This window comes from Methanorbis furvi (genome assembly GCF_032714615.1).
GTDB classification, from domain to species: domain Archaea; phylum Halobacteriota; class Methanomicrobia; order Methanomicrobiales; family Methanocorpusculaceae; genus Methanocorpusculum; species Methanocorpusculum furvi.
Genome location: NZ_JAWDKA010000011.1, coordinates 1 through 16,810, shown reverse-complemented (window position 1 = coordinate 16,810; position 16,810 = coordinate 1). Strand labels below are relative to the sequence as shown.

The 16,810-nt window shown below is 47.4% G+C and carries 13 protein-coding genes; 9 read left to right on the top strand and 4 right to left on the bottom strand.

Translation table 11 applies throughout. From position 1 onward, the window contains the following. Positions 1-564: 564 nt before the first annotated feature. A complete protein-coding gene (locus McpAg1_RS08895) occupies positions 565-1,104 on the bottom strand; it encodes a winged helix-turn-helix transcriptional regulator (protein ID WP_338094961.1) in 540 nt (179 codons plus the stop codon). 443 nt (positions 1,105-1,547) lie between these two features. Further along, complete coding sequence (locus McpAg1_RS08890) at positions 1,548-2,189, bottom strand: winged helix-turn-helix transcriptional regulator (protein ID WP_338094960.1); 642 nt, start codon at positions 2,187-2,189, stop codon at positions 1,548-1,550. Between the two features lie 657 nt (positions 2,190-2,846). On the opposite strand from McpAg1_RS08890, the gene McpAg1_RS08885 reads away from it, so the two are divergent. The 7 genes from McpAg1_RS08885 to McpAg1_RS08855 all read left to right on the top strand — a co-directional run bounded on the left by McpAg1_RS08885 (position 2,847) and on the right by McpAg1_RS08855 (position 10,149). Beyond that, entirely contained in the window at positions 2,847-3,482 is a 636-nt protein-coding gene (locus McpAg1_RS08885) for a hypothetical protein (RefSeq protein WP_338094959.1), read from the top strand. 112 nt (positions 3,483-3,594) lie between these two features. Further along, entirely contained in the window at positions 3,595-4,416 is an 822-nt protein-coding gene (locus McpAg1_RS08880; protein WP_338094958.1) for a hypothetical protein, read from the top strand. Positions 4,417-4,487: 71 nt separating this feature from the next. Next, complete coding sequence (locus McpAg1_RS08875) at positions 4,488-4,871, top strand: hypothetical protein (RefSeq protein ID WP_338094957.1); 384 nt, start codon at positions 4,488-4,490, stop codon at positions 4,869-4,871. Between the two features lie 120 nt (positions 4,872-4,991). After that, a complete protein-coding gene (locus McpAg1_RS08870) occupies positions 4,992-6,107 on the top strand; it encodes a hypothetical protein (protein ID WP_338094956.1) in 1,116 nt (371 codons plus the stop codon). Between the two features lie 691 nt (positions 6,108-6,798). Beyond that, positions 6,799-8,340: a sodium:solute symporter family protein gene (locus McpAg1_RS08865; protein WP_338094955.1), complete on the top strand. Its 1,542-nt coding sequence runs from the start codon at positions 6,799-6,801 to the stop codon at positions 8,338-8,340. Between the two features lie 198 nt (positions 8,341-8,538). After that, positions 8,539-9,243, top strand: a complete 705-nt coding sequence (gene pyrH, locus McpAg1_RS08860) for a UMP kinase (RefSeq protein ID WP_338094954.1) — start codon at positions 8,539-8,541, stop codon at positions 9,241-9,243. Between the two features lie 198 nt (positions 9,244-9,441). Further along, positions 9,442-10,149: a hypothetical protein gene (locus McpAg1_RS08855; protein ID WP_338094953.1), complete on the top strand. Its 708-nt coding sequence runs from the start codon at positions 9,442-9,444 to the stop codon at positions 10,147-10,149. A 234-nt stretch (positions 10,150-10,383) separates the two neighbouring features. Here the strand turns inward: McpAg1_RS08855 and McpAg1_RS08850 are convergent, their stop codons facing one another. Next, positions 10,384-11,886 (bottom strand): amino acid permease, encoded by a 1,503-nt coding sequence (locus McpAg1_RS08850; protein ID WP_338094952.1) that lies wholly within the window; start codon positions 11,884-11,886, stop codon positions 10,384-10,386. A 7-nt stretch (positions 11,887-11,893) separates the two neighbouring features. Further along, positions 11,894-14,161 (bottom strand): Orn/Lys/Arg family decarboxylase, encoded by a 2,268-nt coding sequence (locus McpAg1_RS08845; protein ID WP_338094951.1) that lies wholly within the window; start codon positions 14,159-14,161, stop codon positions 11,894-11,896. Between the two features lie 381 nt (positions 14,162-14,542). Between McpAg1_RS08845 and uvrC the strand changes: the two genes are divergently transcribed. Further along, positions 14,543-16,117, top strand: a complete 1,575-nt coding sequence (gene uvrC, locus McpAg1_RS08840; RefSeq protein WP_338094950.1) for an excinuclease ABC subunit UvrC — start codon at positions 14,543-14,545, stop codon at positions 16,115-16,117. A gap of 186 nt (positions 16,118-16,303) precedes the next feature. After that, the gene (locus McpAg1_RS08835) at positions 16,304-16,480 is read left to right on the top strand and encodes a hypothetical protein (protein ID WP_338094949.1); all 177 of its coding nucleotides are present in this window, start codon (positions 16,304-16,306) and stop codon (positions 16,478-16,480) included. Positions 16,481-16,810: the final 330 nt, after the last annotated feature.

Here is a 16,810-nt window from a genome sequence, read left to right as displayed (position 1 = left end):
CGGATTCACACAGATTCTAAATTTGCCAATCGTCATTATCTTGCGTTCGGTCGGGACTCCGGCTAATGTCCACGAGGTCTATGACCTCGTGAGACGTCTCACGTGCGTAGCACGTGGACAATCGCCTGCGTCCTTTTCGACCTCACTGGATAATGACTGGCAAATTTTTTCGGTTTTTTGTTGAGTGATACATGTGGCTTTGTTTGGAGAAAAGTCAATTACAAATTCGCACAGATTGCATTTTCGGAAAAAATGTGAGAGCTTGGGTGAGATAAAGTTACACTCACCACTCCAACAAAAAACCGAAAAAAATTTGCCAGCTGTTATCCAGTGAGGTCGAAAAGGACGCAGGCGATTAGCCGGAGTCCCGGCCGAACGCAAGATAACAGCGATTGGCAAATTTGGAATCTGTGTGAATCTGTGGTTGATTTTTTCAAGTAAAACCCACTCACCACTAATCCGATCAACATTTTTCAGAAAAAAAACAGACTAAATTTTTTTGACACCGCATCGCATAAATCCTATCAGAATTTTTTTCAGAATTTTTTTTCATCCGCCCCTCCCTCATGTTTGCGCCGCATCCTGTTCCGTCAGCTCCTCCGACATAATTTTTTGATATGCCGCAACAGTTTCCGGCGTGAGCGTGTAATGCAACTCTCTGCCGATTTTTTCTGTGGTGAAAAGTTCGTAATTTTCAAGTCTGCTCAGGTGCCATGACACCGTTGCTTCAGAAATTTCGAGAGTTGCTGCAAGTTTTTTTCTGGTGATGCCGGAATTGTTGAGGAGTGCCTGAAAGAACAGATGATCTTTTTCTTCGGATATGAGAGAGAGGAGAACTTTTTCTTTGTCAGAGATTCCTTTGTGGCTTGGGAAGTAACGCGGATACTCGCCATGCATTTTCTGGTGAATCTCGTCACTGTCCTGAAGTCTGTTCAGATGATATTTGAGACTGCTGCGTGAAAGCTGCATTGCGTCAGCAATCTGTTGTAGTGATTTGCCGGGATTTTTACAAATATACTGATAAATTTGTTCGCGGCGTGAGTCAGGGCTGCGTTTTTTCCCGGAGATTTTGTAGTAAAGAATGACGAAGGCGAGGCCGGACACGAGATAAATGTAAGATAATAGTTTCCCTGTCGACAACGGAATATAGGCCATTGGATATGTGATTATCTGAATTATCATTTGACGCGGCGTCAATTGCCAGAATTCAATCTGGATTATTTCTGTTCCGTCATCGATCGATTCTATTTTCTCTGAAATAATTTCTATTGTCAGTCCGTCGATCGTAACCGGTTGATTTAGCTTGAGTTCTGATGATTTATTGGGTGTTTCAAATCCCTTTATCTCACCTCCATCCAAGAAAAAAAGTGTTGTTGCCGGAATGAAAAGAGCCAGAATGAGGATTATCACTATGACCGCATCTAATGCCCGTTCATCCATTTTCATCGTTACTGAATACCGGCTGAATGTCAAAAAAACAAAACTGCCTGCAAAGCCTCACGGCTATATTTTTTCATGATAGTATATGAAAAGATTGGCCAAGATCTCTACTCTTTATTTTTTTGCGTTGCGTCCTGATCCGGCAGTTTCTCTAACACAATCTTGTGATATGCTGCAACTGTTTCCGGCGTGAGCGTGTAATGCAGCTCTCTGCCGGATTTTTCTGTGGTGAAAAGTTCGTAATTATCAAGTCTGCTCAGGTGCCATGACACCGTTGCCTCGGAGATTTCGAGAGTTGTTGCGAGTTCTTTTCTGGTGATGCCTGGATGATTGAGAAGTGTCTGATAGAACAGATGATCTTTTTCTTCGGATATGAGAGAGAGGAGAACTTTTTCCTTGTCAGAGATTCCTTTGTGGCTTGGAAAGTATCGTGGATACTCGCCATGTATTTTTTGATGAATCTCGTCACTGTCCTGAAGTCTGTTGAGATGATATTTGAGACTGCCGCGTGAAATCTGCATTGCGTCAGCAATCTGCTGTTGTGATTTGCCTGGATTCTCACAGATGTACTGATAGATCTTTTCGCGGCGTGAGTCGGGGCTGCGTTTTTTTCCGGAGATTTTGTAGTAAAGAATGATGAAGGCGAGGCCGGATGTGAGATAGATGAAGGAGATGATTTTTGATACAGAGGGAGGGATATAGGCGAACGAAGAAACGACTATCATCAGGAGTGCGTCACGAACTGGCATCTGCCAGAGTTCAATTTGAACTATCTCATGATCGTCATATATCGGGACAATATCCTCTTCAACTGGTACAAAAATATATCCTCCAATATCTGTATTCAGTGGATTTCCCGGATTATTTTGATCTTCATTGAATCCACGAATCTGTCCACCATCTGCAAAAAAGAGGATGGTGGTTGGAACGAAAACTATCAAGAGTAAGATTACGATGATGCCAATGTCTGTGTATCTCTCTTGTTTTGTCATGCGTAATCATTCATTATACGGGTTTCATGCTGTGTTTTTATCCATCCAATCGAAAATGTTTTGGCCATCGATGATCCTTTTTGTCCGAACACCTCAATGTTCATGTTTAGTTCTGCGGCAGTGTGGGCTGATGCAGGAACAATACAAGACCTAATAGGCTATATTTTTTCATGATAGTATATGAAAAGATTGGCCAAGACCTCTATTCTTCAATCTTATCGTGACTCATGAATAATTACACTGATCATAAAAATTCAAAAAGAGAGTTCTTGGCCAATCTTTTCTTATAGGAGCACTGAGAATATGTTCGCCTGTGAATCTACCACTCTTCAAAAATATTGTGTAGTGAGTGTTTGGCCACACTCATTATATATTCCCGCAACAAATTTTCAACCAATCATAGGGTATACACAAATGAAATTCCTGCTCCCGCTTCTCCTCCTCGCAGTCCTCGCCGCGTTCACCGCCGGCTGCATCCTGCCGCCTGCCGAAACCATCACCGAAAACGAAACTGCATTCAACCTCTCCGCAGTTGAACGCGATCCCGTTCGTGAAGCTGGGGCACAGGCAGCCCATTTCACTGAGATCGAAATTCTGGAAATAATACAGGATCCAGAATACATGGATTATAAACAATTCATGAACCAAACAGACAACGTCACCTACTTTGACTATCTCGTCTATGCCTATCCTTACGGATACAGCAAATACCGCAACCTCACTCTCAACATGAGCTTCATTGAATTTCTGGAACGTTATGACATTGCCGGATACCAGCATTCATTAAACCATGATTATCAGTACATCTCCTTCAGCCTTGATCAGGTGTCTGATCCTGACCCAAATTTGCCTGTAATCAACATTACCCGTGAAGACGCGGAAAAATCCACAGTGCTTCGGGCATACCTCCTCGACACTCCCGGCTACAGCGTCAAAGTCCTCCCGTCCGAAGAGTGGCAGCTTGACCCCTACTGGTATGCCGGCAACTCCCGCAAAGCCTATGTCTCCTGGAACGGTACACTCTACCGTGTTGACAGATCTGTAATTTAACCAGAATTTATTTTTCAAAACGAGTGTTTGGCCACATTTATTATAATCCCTCACAGAAAATTATCAGATCATCAAACCTGATGTTTTCAAACATTCTGGCAAAGGAAATATCATGATAAAATTCACCAAAAAACAAATTCTCTTCTGTTGCGTGCTGTGCGGGATTATCCTGCTCATCTTTTTACTTCCGACACTGTTTAGTTTCTGCTTTAATCTCAACAGCGCCAGCATTATCTATCACATCAACGTGGACGGTCTGGCCAACATCAGCACCGGCAGTCTTCCCGTAACAATTCTCCTGCCGTTACCGTTGATGAATAATCAGTCCGCACTCCCGGACTCGTTCTATACTCGTGAACTTGACGGCTGGAACAGTTCCGTCGTCAGTACCGAGTATGGTCCTCTGCTTTCTCTCACCGCAACAACCTCCCAGCTCAAAAATATCCATGCAAGCTATGGCAGATCCGGCATGTTTGTTGGTGAAGTCCCAGTTACCAGACTCTCCGGACTAAAATTTTCTCCGGAGACGAATGATACAGCAACTCCGTACTCCCTGCATATGAAAAGTCCCGCCACCCCATCGCCATCTGATACCAAGGTCGAAAAATTTCCTCCCGGCGTAGTCGTGGCCACCCTGGATCCATCATTGCCTGCTTATGACAGTAGGCCAACATACGTTGGCAGGGAAGATATCGGCCCGACTCTTGTTTATATTCCAGAAGCCCTCTCTGATGAGACTGCGAACATAAGTATCCTGATAGAATATCAGACCAGTTCAAAATACGGATATCTCTTCACTCAGCCAAACAATATGATTGGACATTATTCCACAGAAATCATCGAACAGATTCCCGGAAATGTTTCCGGCTGGATTCCTGTGCTGCCGCAGTCATTGCCGTCTATTATCCGACTGGATACTTTCTCTGCATCATGAAAAAATCTTCGATGTTTTCTCCTCCCTGAAAATTCAAGAGACCTCCAAAAAAATTCGACACGTGATATACTATGAAAAAATTAGAAAAAAAGCATCTCATCGCGGCCCTCATCGTAGTGGTAATTCTCGCAGCCGCAGTTATTGCAGTCTACTGCACGACCCCTGCGGATACATTCGGATACATCCGGTTCGCCAAAATAGACAGTATTCCTGCGAACGATTCAAGAATAATCCATCTCACTGAAGATGATTTCGTCGCATATCCGTCACTTGACATGCTGCTTCGCGGAGAAAACCCGGCCCTTGCCGCATACATGGTCGAAAACAAAAATGACTTCCGAAATCCGCAACCGTTTGTTCCCGAGCCTGAAGCATCCCGGATTCATGCCGCATACTCAGGAAAATATCTGGAGTTGAACGGCACCATCTATGCATACACCGGCTGGATAACGTAAATTCACTCATCATTTTTTCAAGAAGAGAGTTTGGCCACACTTATTATATATGGCTCACGTGAAACTATCATGCCATCAAACGAAATGTTCTCTCACGAACACTTCGGTTAAGGAAGTATCATGATAACAAAATATCTTCTCCTGCCTCTCATCCTCCTTCTTCTCATCTCACCCTGCACAGCCCTCAGCGACTCTGCCGCAGAAAATGATCAGTTCACTCCTCCGGCATATGGCTTCATCTTCGCAAGCGACGAAATCGACGCAACCACACCTGACAAAAAAACTGCTGAGGCTTTCATGAGTTCTGAAGAAGGCACTGCCATCCTCAACGCCCTGATTCAGAAAAACACTCCTGAGGCAGTACCAAACGAAATCCTCTCCCTCACTCTGAAAAATTTCTCCTATCATACCGCGGACGACAGAGTTATCGTCCGAGACATTACGGTATCTGATCTGTTCAGCAGAATGAACACCACGTTTACCGGATATGGCTGGGGTGGATCCTATGAGACCCATGAGTACATCGAAATCTCAGTCGGTGATCCTGCATCACGAGCAGATCTGAAAAACGCCTGGAACTTCATTCAGGAGACCGCAAAACTGAACGGATTTACCAAAACCATTCCCGCCATATTTGCCAACACTCAGTTCATCGCCAATCCCTACGTGCCTGAAGAAAAATATTCTGATATCCCGAATGCGACCCTCACCCTTCCCGCGTCGGGCGTCATCTCCGTGAGCGACGAAATCGACTCCGTATCTCCTGACAGAAAAACCGCCGAAGCCTTCTTTGGATCACCTGCCGCAGACATCGTGTTCGACGCAATCTCCCATCGGAAAAACCAGACTCCCCTCACCCTCAAAGACTTCCCTTACACCACGCCAGACGGCAGCGTCATCGTCCGTGACATCACCGCCGCCGAACTCTTCGGCAGCATGAACACCACCTTCAGTGTATACGGCTGGCTCACCAGCGTTGACACGCACGAGTACATCGAAATCGCCATCGAAGATCCGGCACAGAGATCAGATCTGATAAATCTCTGGAACTTCATTCAGCAGACCGCAAAACAAAACGGATTTGAAAAAACCATTCCCTTCAGATTCGTCGTCATACAGTTTACCAGCAGCATGCAGGACCCGACTCCAATCCCGACCAAATCCTCTGTCCCGATTCTTGGAATCCTCGGAGGGCTTGGGGTCGTCGCAGTGCTGGCAGGCAGAAAACATCGTTGAGTTTTCCTCTCCTCATGGCTTTGCCCATAAATTCGTTTTCGTAGCTCCGCCCACGGAAAAGCGGAACACACGGAAATATCACAGAAAAACATCACGGAGCAGACGTGAACAGCACGGAAATGAATTGTTTTCGGGTTCTGTGTTGTTCACGCCTCTCAGTGATGTTTTTATTTCCGTAGGAGGCAAGAATTAATAGGCACCCCCTCCTCTAAAAAAATAAACTCCTCTTTTCAGTACACTGTACTGTACTTTGAAGTACAGTACATAGTAGTAGTAGTAAGAAAAAAACTAAAAAAACTTCACCTCATCACAAACAACACTTTCACAAAATTATTTCGTTGGTGAATATTTTCAAACACAAAACATCACAAACATCCTAAAATAATTCACTTCCGTGTTGTTCACGTCTGCTCCGTGATTTTTTCCGTGAAAGCTCCGTGTTTTCTGTGTTTTCCTGCGAAGCAGTGAGCAGGCCAAAGGCATGCGAATCGTGGGCGGAGCTGCGTGCACCCCATACGTCCCACCTCACCACAAACCGAATATGTTATATGACAACACGTGTCACTCTTATAGTATGATTCTTGGATTACCTGACATCACCGTCATCGCCGTTGGCGGTACAATAGTTGTCGTCTTCATCCTCCTCATCATCTGGGGCCTCACCTTCCCCAAAGGAGAGGAGGAATAACCCATGGCCCTTGCTCAGGAAAGCACATTCATCACCCTCGCCTTAATCGTCGTCTACTTTGTCGTACTGCTTGGTATCGGCATCTGGGCCTCCAAAAAGATCAAAAACTCTGAAGACTACATGCTTGCCGGACGAAGCCTCGGCTTCTGGCTCTTCACCCTCTTAATCGTCTGCTCCATATGCAGCGGAATGACACTCGTCGGCAGCAGCGGATTTGGCTACACCTCAGGCTGGCCCGGCATCTGGGAACAGATCTTCGTTCCCCTCGCAGCAGTCTTCTGTATCATCTTCTTTGGATCCAAACTCAATAAAATCGGCAGAGAAAAAGGGTGCATGACCCTCGAAGACTACTTCGCCGTCAGGTATGAAAACAACCGAGAACTTCGCGCACTCTCTGCGCTTGCAAGCATCGCCGTCAGTCTCGTCTACCTCGTTGGCCAGTACACCGCAATCAGCATCGTACTTATCTGGGTGTTCGGCATCGAACACTGGCAGGCACTCCTCATCTCAGGAATAATCATCACCGTCTACACCGTGATCGGCGGACTTTACGCAGTATCATGGACCGGACTCGTGCAGGGACTCATCCTCATCTTCGGCGTTCTGCTCGTCTCCCCGTTCATCCTCAGCTACGCAGGCGGTCTCGAACACATTAATACTGTGCTCGCATCAATCGACCCGAACCTTGTCATGCCCGCATTCCCGAGCGCTTACGCCTCGTACGCCTACTGCACGCCTGAGTTCTTGTTCTCGTTTGGAATTTTATTGATAGTCGGACTTGCCTGTGCTCCCCACATCATGTCCAACGTCTTTGCCGCGAAAAAGATCTCCTACTTCAAGTGGTCGCCGCTCGTTGCGTTCGGCATCTATCTTGTCATCATGTTCCTGGTCAAACTCTCCGGCATGGGCGTTCGTGTCATGGCAGAGGACGGAAAACTTGACATGATCACATCATCCAATGCCCAGGACTTCGCCCTCATGTACGGCATTCAGGCAGCAGCCCCGAGCATCTTCATCACCGGACTGTTTGCGGTCATCGTTCTTTCCGCAGTCATGTCAACAACCGACCGGCTGATGCTCACGGTTGGAACTGAGTTCTCCTGGAACATCTTCAAGACCATGCTCAAACCAAAGGCAAGTGAAAAGCAGGTTGTTCTCGTCAGCCAGATATGTGTGCTGATCGCAGCAGTTGTCTCTCTTATTCTTGCAATCAATCCTCCGGAGATGCTTGCCTTCCTTATCTGGGTTGGAATTGGTCTGATGCTCTGCTCGTTTGCAGTTCCGCTCCTTGCAGGACTTTACTGGAGACGTGCAACCGCTGCCGGAGCGATCGCGAGTATGGCTGTTGGTCTTATCTCTGCAATCGGTCTTGGCTACTACTACCAGTTTGTCGAGAAGCTGCCGATGCACTTCTCAATTTATGCACTGGCGCTCTCGATTATTACCATGGTTGTTGTGAGTCTTATGACCAAGAAAAATTCGGATGCGGCTCTCAACGATACCTATACCGGCCCGTTCCTGCATCCGAGAAAACTGAATAAATAATTTTCAATATTTTCTTTTTTTTGTTTTGGGTGTTTTCGCGGCTCCGCCCATCGCTTTGCCGCTCCGCCCACGACTCGCAGGCCAAAGGCATGCGAGTCGTGGGCGGAGCAACGAAAGTTAATAGGCATCGCCTGTCCGGCGGGCATCATTCCAATAGAACATATATGCAAGGACTGAACAAATATATAAGGAATTTTCATGACGCGGGTTGTAATCTCAGTTGGAGGATCGGTCCTGGTACCGACACTTGACACCCATCGGCTGATGGAGTGGGCAGACGCACTCAAAAAACTTGTAATAGCCGGTCATCAGGTATTTGCTGTTGTGGGCGGGGGAGGGGAAGCCCGCAGATATATCAGCGTGTGTCGTGACATCGGACTTGACGAGGCATCTGCTGACGAGTTCGGCATTTTAATCACCCGCATTAATGCAAGGCTTCTCATCTCGGCTCTCGGCGAGTACGCATATCCGAGAGTTGCTGAGTCGTATATGGAAGCAAAGGAGTTTGCCCTGACCGGCAAGATTGTTGTCATGGGCGGCGTTACACCGGGCCAGACTACTGACGCGGTCGCCGCATGTCTTGCGGAGGAAACCGGATCGTCGATGATGATCAATATGACCGCCATTGACGGCATCTACTCTGCCGACCCGAAGAAGGATCCGTGCGCCGCCAAGTACGATACGCTCAGCCCGCAGGGACTGATCGATCTGATCATGAAGGAGAAACTTTGTGCCGGCAGCAATATGGTGATCGATCTGGTTGCCGCAAAAATAACCGAACGCTCCGGCATCCCGCTCGTCGTCATCGACGGCCGCGACCCGTCACTCATCTGTCAGGCGCTGCTTGACGGATGTTTTTCCGGGACAGTCGTCGGCGACAAAGTTGTCACCTTCCCGCTCTAACTTTTTTTGTAAATATTTTTCCGTAGAAAAATATCATGTGAAAAATATTTTTTGTATTTTGCTTTGCATGATGTTTCGTTTTTCTCTCGCATTATGATTCCATGCTCAATACATTTATCTTCGTTACCGTGCATAAGTAGCAGTACGAAAAATCGGTCTGACAAATAAAATCTGTTTCCGATGCAAGAGGAAGTATGAATGAAGAATCCCAAACGACTCCTTCTCATTATTTTTATCGTGATTCTCATCCTCACCGCTCCGGCATGGATGTATTTTGGTTCATATGCCGTCCTCAGTTACTTCAATGGAGAAAAGCTCTACACGGTTTCAATCACCGGACTTGAAGATGCCAATATCACTGAACCGGTAGAAATTATTGTCCCGCTTCCGCAGATGTGCAACGAGTCAATGTTTCCGGCCAGCATATACTCTCAGCAGTTTGACGGCTGGATATCTGAAGTCAGGACTACCGAGAATGGTACTGTGTTGGCATTCCGATCAACATCACTGCCGGTGAAAAATCTTGATGCAACGTTCAGACAATCATATCTCATTTCAGAGTCCCTGCCTGATCTGCGTGGTTATACTCCTCCGCTCTCAATGCCGCCTGAGTCGGTAACGATTACCGGAGTTACCATAACCCCTGAGAATCAGAATGCTTCACTCAACCTTCTCCTCATTGCCAGTGTGAAAAAGACCACCGCCCATCTCCTGATTCCCTATGGTATGACCTATATCACTCAATGCCAGACAGAAGTATCCGGAGCATCAGTCGCAGAACCCATTCCCCTGACTCCCGTCAGCCGGGCAATTCCCTGGGATGTCCGTCCGTATCTGGTTTATAATCCGCTATTTGTAGCCGATTTTCCAAGGCATCTGCCTTCTTTGGAAGACTCTTCGATTTAGAGAATGAGAGGGATGGAAAATTTTTTTCAAGAGCCGAACTCAGGTATGAAAAAAATTACCGAATCGCAAAAAAGATCATCACCGTTGGCGATAATTACTACTCTTCTAAAAGACATCCGAATTAAATTTCTATTTCGTGATTTTCGTGTTTCAAAAAATCTCAAAACCGTATTCAATTGAAAAAATTACTCCAAACAGATCTAAACGAAAAAAAAGAGGTGGAAGAGGAGTCAATCACTCCCCATCTTCTGCGAGCCAGGCCTTGTACTCCTCGTCGCTCGGCTTCCACGAAGGCTTTTTCAGCTTCCGCAGAATCATTGGCGGCAGAAGAATAATTGCCAGCACCGCAACCAGCATACCGACCACATACATGATCGTATCACTCAGACCGAATGCCGCACCGTTTGTCTCCGGCAGAAGTCCGACCACGAAGGCAAAGACCAGTGTCACAAGAGCAACACCGCCAACAAGCCACATACCGAACTTTCCTCCCGGCAGTTTGTACGGACGCTCAACATCAGGCTTTGTCCTCCGCAGCTTAATGAACGCTGCGAACAGGAACATGTACATCACTCCGTTAATCAGTGAAGTCATAGCAGTTAAGACCCAGTATCCCTGATTAATGGACGGGATTGCAATCATTGCGATCGCAAAGATTGAGGAAATAATTGCCTGGACAACCAGTACACCGGTTGGCATACCATGCTTGTTCACCTTGCGGAAAATTGGCGGAAGGTCACCCGTCATTGCCGCTGGTTGAAGACCTTTTGCAGGACCGACAACCCAGGTAGACAGCTGAGCGATAACACCAACCGCAATCATAATCGAGACAGGGACAATCAGCCACTCAATATTGAAGGCAGTGAACATCGCGAGGAATGTCTGTACAATACCTGCATTCAGGCTCACATCGGTCATCGGAATAACAACACCGACAGCGAGTGTACCAAGAATCGACATGATACAGATGATTGCCGCTGCAATAAACATTGCAATCGGATAATCACGCTTCGGATTCTCAGTTTCGCGTGCATGATATCCGGCCATTTCCATACCGGCAAACATCAGAACAAGACTTGCCGCAAAGGTCACCGTACTCATATTCATCGACGGCAGCATATTCTCTACCGTCGGCATACCAAGAGCGTTTGGATTGCCGAGTGCAAGCCAGACGATCATCAGCACCACAATGATGCCGATAGGAATCAGCGAACCAAAGAAGGTACCAACCGTTGAAAGCGTGGTTGAGCTTCTCGCTGTGCTGACGAAGTTAAACAGAGTAACTCCCCAGAAACAGGCGAGCATCACAATTGCCATGTAGAGATGGTTGTCGCCAAGGTAAGGTGCGAGAATTGCGTACGCGAGTGTCGCCGCAAAGAAGGACACGACCGTTGGGAACCATACCAGATTGTTCACCCAGGAACACCAGATAGTAATAAAACTACCATCTCCCGGGTATGCCTCCTTTACCCAGGCGTAAATACCACCGGCTTTCGGCCAGGTAGAGGCAAGTTCAGCAGCAACGAGAGCTGTTGGAATCAGGAAACATACGGTAAACAACACATACCAGAAGATCATGCTCCATCCTTCCATTGCCATGGTCGGGAAGTTCCTCAGACTCAGAACTGCCGCGACGTTGATCATTGCAAGGGAGATGACGCCAAGCTTCTTGTTGGTGCTTATTTTTTTCGCCGGGGCACCGGATTGGGTGCCTGCGGCGGAAGGTGAATCAGCCATAATTCATTTACTCCTTTAAACAGTAGATGTAATACGTTCCATCAATTGCCTCTACTCCATGAGTGTCATGGGCAAATCCGGGGAACTTACGATCGAAGTCCTGCAGGGTCTTCAGGTACATCAGAATCGGACCGTCAGCTTTTCCTGCATTTTCTCCGGGCATCAGCATGGGAATTCCCGGCGGGTACGGAACAACTCCGGTTGCAACAACACGGTTTGCCATTTTATCGACAGGCAGCTGTTCGACCTGTCCCTTCACAATGTAGCGGTGGGCATCTGCCGGCGTCATGACCGGAGTCGGCATAACCGCACATGCTTCGTTGGCAAGCTGGGTCTGGCGGGTGGACTTGATCTGTTCGTGCATCTCTTTTGCCAGACTCTTCAGCGTCATACCGCCGTAGCGTTCCGGATGGGATTTGACCAGGTCCGGCAGGACAACATCAAGCGGCGTGTCCGCGTCGAACAGGCGCTTGAAGTCGAACAGTGCCGACATAAGGGTTCCCCACTTTCCTTTGGTGACTCCCATCGAAAACAGGAACAGAATGTTGTAGTCTCCGGACTTTTCGTTGATGATTCCCCTTGTGTCAAGGTAGGCAAGTACAACTGCTGCCGGAATACCAAACTCTGCATGGGTTCCGTCATCGTTCATTCCCGGTGTCAGGATGGTGACCTTGATCGGGTCAAGCATTGCCCAGTTCTCGGACATGTCCGGGAAACCGTGCCAGACATCTCCGGGTGAGAGGGTCCAGCAGCTCGGAGTTCGGGCGAGAACTTTCGGGTCTGCCGACTCGAACGGGACTTTCTTGCCGTCCGGCATGGTGACCGTGTCAGGCTGCCATGCTTTGAACCACCAGTTGTCTGGTTTGCTGACATCGAGTTCGCCGCAGGCACGTGCCATCATCTGGCGGAACCTGACTGCCTCGTCGATTGCTTCCTGCATGAGTGCGTCGCCGCCCATGTCCATCATCTTGGAGGAGACGTCAAGGGATGCGATGATGCTGTACTGCGGAGAGGTGGATGCATGCATCATGAACGACTCGTTGAAGAGTGCGTGTTCGAGCGGCTGTTTTCCGTTTTTGATATGGATCATCGATGCCTGCGAGAGTGCGGCAAGCAGTTTGTGGGTGGACTGCGTGGTGATGACGGTCGGGCGTTCTGCTGCCGGACGGCTGTCGTCATGCATGCCGAATCTTCCGGCGTACATTTTGTTGAACTTTGCGTAGCCGTACCATGCTTCATCGAAGTGGATGGTGTTGACCGTTTTGCCAAGCAGCTCTTCGGCATGTACTGCATCGTAACAGACACCGTCATAGGTGGAGTTGGTGACAACTGCGACGACCGGAGTTTTGTTTTCTGCTTTGGATCCGAGCGGGTGGCCGGAGAGTTTCTTTGCAAGATTTTCCGGTTCCATTTCATGTTGTGGAATGGGACCTAAGATTCCATACCGGTTTCTTGTTGGAATCATGTAGACCGGAATGCCGTGGTCGAGGGTAAATGCCTGTTCGAGGGATTTGTGACAGTTTCTGTCGACGAACACGACTTCTTTTGGCGCTACGAGTGCTCCCTGTACGACACGGTTTGAGGTTGAGGTACCGTTGGTGACAAAGAAGGTCATGTCGGAACCAAATACTTTTGCGGCGTACTGTTCAGCTTCGCCGATCGGGCCTGAGTGGTCAAGCAGACTGCCGAGTTCCCCGACCGAGATTGAGAGGTCAGAACGGAAGGTCTGTTCTCCGTAGAATTCGTAGAAAAGTTTGCCGATCGGGGATTTGAGAAACGCCGTTCCTGCGGTGTGGCCCGGAGTGTGCCAGGAGTACTCGTAGTCTTCGGAGAAGTCTATGAGTGCGCCAAACATCGGGGGAAGAATTGCTTTGCGGTATTTGCGGGATGCGGATTTGACTCTTCCTGCGATGAACTCGGGAGTGTCTCCGAGAATCCATGCGTACTCGTCGATGGTGGAGAAGACGTCAAGCGGGAGCGAGGCGAGGTCGCCGGGTTCGGTGAGCAGGAATATGCTGACGTATTTATTGTGTTCCCGAATGATTTTGATGAGGTCTTTGGCATTCTGTGCCTGCCAGTCGATCATGACGCAGTCAGCCATTGCACCATTTGCAATAAATCCGTCTTTGAGTCCTTCAAAGGTTTCGACACAGATCACGTTCATTTCATCATTTTTCAGATGATCAATGAGCGCCTGCATGTTACGTGCGAAGGCACTGCCGGATTTGGTGTCTGCCCCGATTATCAGGACAGACAGAGTATCTGTTGGTTCCATAGTTTTCACCTGTGATTTTACAACGTTTCTGGTTGTATGCTGAACTATTCTCTTTGAGTTAATAAAACAATATCAATCGTGACAAATTATGATGATTTTTTTGTTACATTCGATATATTTATATGAAAATTTTGTTTTTCGTGTTTTATTTTTTGTCATGATGCATTGACATATATAGGGGTCAGTGGTGTTTGTGCGGATTATTTTTTTTGGGAATGGAGGAGTTCGTTTTTTTATGAGATGATATTCTCCTCCGCGCAGATTCAGGATTTTTTTGCAGGAAAAATGGTTTTCGTCTGCGAGGGTCTTTGATGCATTGCCACCCCTGTATGCAGAAAGGAGTTACTATTTAATTTCATCAACCGAATGATTATTCAGCGAATGACTCTGGTACCTCCGCCGTTCTCTCTTGCTGATGTCCCGCACAGCCCTGGCTGTTATCTTTACAAGGACAGTACGGGGAGAATCATTTACGTGGGCAAGGCGAAGGATCTGCGAAAACGGGTATCGTCATACTTCCAGAAGCGGGATCATGATCCAAAGACGCAGAAGCTGGTACAAACGATTGCGGATATGGAGTATATTGTTACCGGCACTGATGAGGAGGCGTACCTTCTGGAGGACAGTCTGATCAAGCGCCATCATCCGAAGTACAATATCGATCTGCGGGATGCGAAGAGCTACGCGTACATTGAGCTGACGAAGGAGGCGTTTCCGCGGATTACGATTGCCAGAAAGGCGAAGGGTGCGGGGCAGTTTTTCGGACCGTTTGTTTCGGGAAAGGAACGGGATTATGTGCTGACCGTGGTCAAAAAGACGTTTCGTCTCAGGTCATGCAAGAGTATGCCGAGGAATCATCGTGCGTGTCTGCGGTTTCATATCGGAAACTGTACCGGCCCCTGCGCCGGACATGTGACTGCCGAGGGCTACGCTCTCCAGTGTTCACAGGCCGAGGCGGTGCTGAAGGGAAAGACTGCGGAGCTGGTCAGCTCGCTGACTGCGGAAATGAACCGGTATGCCGAGTCGATGGAGTTTGAGGCTGCTATGCGGTGCCGGGATGTGATTACTGCGGTGACGCATCTTGCGTCCCGGCAGTATGTATCAAGGCAGAAGGATTATGATGAGGATGTGATTCACTTTATTGTTTCTGAGGGGGCGGTGTTTCTGATGGTGTTCCATGTGTATAAGGGGACGCTCGGGGGGCGCGAGGAGTTTATTTTCGAGGAGTCGGATGGATTTTTCGAGGAGTTTCTGGTACAGTTTTACTCGGACCATCCTGCTCCAAGGGAGGTGATTGTGCCAGAAGCTGTGGATGAGGGGCTTGCTTTGTATCTTGGATCGGTTGCAAAAAGAAAGGTGGTTGTGACGGTGCCAAAGATTGGGGAGAAGGCGAAGCTGCTGGAGCTTGCGAAGAAAAATATCGAGACGGTGCATTTCGGTGATGAGATTCGGGTGGAGGAGCTGCGAAAGGCTCTGCATCTTGCGGATGCTCCGCGGGTGATTGAGTGTTTTGATATTTCGCATCTGTCAGGGACTGATACGGTTGCGTCGATGGTGCAGTTTCGAAACGGTCGGCCTGATAAGAAGAACTACCGGAGGTTTCGGATTAAGACGGTTGACGGGATCGATGATTTTTCGTCGATGGCTGAGGTTGTGCGAAGGCGGTACTCGCGGCTGGTTTCAGAGGAGAAGGAGCTGCCTGATCTGATTTTAATCGACGGAGGGAAGGGGCAGTTGTCGTCTGCGAAGCGGGTCTTAGATGAGCTGGAGGTTGATGTGCCGGTAATTTCTCTGGCGAAGAGTGAGGAGGAGGTGTTTGTGTCAGGTGTTCCTTTCCCGCTGCCCTTTGGAAAAAAGACACGGGCGAATATGTATCTGCAGGAGATCCGTGATGAGGCGCATCGGTTTGCGGTGACGTATAATCGGTTGTTGAGGAAAAAGCGGGTGTGTGGGTAAGGGGTAAAGTAGTGTGAATTAAATATATTACGTCTTATTTTCTGTCAGATAATTGTTATGATGCCTTTTTCTCTCTTTTTTTGAAAATTAATCAATGATATTTTGTTGGTATCATGTGATGCGTTGAGATAGTTCAATTAGATTTATTGGGAATCTATTTCTAGATTTAAATAATATTACTATATTATGTCTGAATCTGACGATATTGCAGAAGGAATTTTAGTTGCTGTAGCTGGAATATTCGTTGGTTTTTTAGTTGCTGCCCTTTTGTCATCAAAAACAGCCCTTTGTCCAGTGTGCAAACAAACAATTAATTCTGGAACGCCGACGTGTCCGCATTGCGGTGTTCAATTAAAGTGGTGATATTGTGGATTTTATACAATTTGTGAGTTTTTTTCAAAATCACTCTAGTAAAATGCAAAAATGGAACGCGAGCGGTATTTGTGTTGGATCCGGGATTATCACCGCTGAGTTTGTACATTTACTTCCACTCAATATGACTCCGTATTGTTTATTATATATATTTTTTAGTAGTGCTTTGTTTGCGGTGTCAAAACGTAATAATGCTTCGAAGAATCCTGAAGCTGTATGTCCATTTTGCGGTGGCAACTACGAAGTTTCAAAGTTCAAATGTAGTGATTGCGGAAGGGAAATTTAATTTAAATATATTTCAAGTTCCATAATCCCCATCAC

What these genes read in the sequence shown, in the direction of transcription:
- McpAg1_RS08890 (WP_338094960.1), bottom strand. Translation starts at nt 2,189, where the DNA reads ATGCCAGTTCGTGACGCACTCCTGATGATAGTCGTTTCTTCGTTCGCC.
- McpAg1_RS08885 (WP_338094959.1), top strand. Translation starts at nt 2,847, where the DNA reads ATGAAATTCCTGCTCCCGCTTCTCCTCCTCGCAGTCCTCGCCGCGTTC.
- McpAg1_RS08880 (WP_338094958.1), top strand. Translation starts at nt 3,595, where the DNA reads ATGATAAAATTCACCAAAAAACAAATTCTCTTCTGTTGCGTGCTGTGC.
- McpAg1_RS08875 (WP_338094957.1), top strand. Translation starts at nt 4,488, where the DNA reads ATGAAAAAATTAGAAAAAAAGCATCTCATCGCGGCCCTCATCGTAGTG.
- McpAg1_RS08870 (WP_338094956.1), top strand. Translation starts at nt 4,992, where the DNA reads ATGATAACAAAATATCTTCTCCTGCCTCTCATCCTCCTTCTTCTCATC.
- McpAg1_RS08865 (WP_338094955.1), top strand. Translation starts at nt 6,799, where the DNA reads ATGGCCCTTGCTCAGGAAAGCACATTCATCACCCTCGCCTTAATCGTC.
- pyrH (WP_338094954.1), top strand. Translation starts at nt 8,539, where the DNA reads ATGACGCGGGTTGTAATCTCAGTTGGAGGATCGGTCCTGGTACCGACA.
- McpAg1_RS08855 (WP_338094953.1), top strand. Translation starts at nt 9,442, where the DNA reads ATGAAGAATCCCAAACGACTCCTTCTCATTATTTTTATCGTGATTCTC.
- McpAg1_RS08850 (WP_338094952.1), bottom strand. Translation starts at nt 11,886, where the DNA reads ATGGCTGATTCACCTTCCGCCGCAGGCACCCAATCCGGTGCCCCGGCG.
- McpAg1_RS08845 (WP_338094951.1), bottom strand. Translation starts at nt 14,161, where the DNA reads ATGGAACCAACAGATACTCTGTCTGTCCTGATAATCGGGGCAGACACC.
- uvrC (WP_338094950.1), top strand. Translation starts at nt 14,543, where the DNA reads ATGACTCTGGTACCTCCGCCGTTCTCTCTTGCTGATGTCCCGCACAGC.
- McpAg1_RS08835 (WP_338094949.1), top strand. Translation starts at nt 16,304, where the DNA reads ATGTCTGAATCTGACGATATTGCAGAAGGAATTTTAGTTGCTGTAGCT.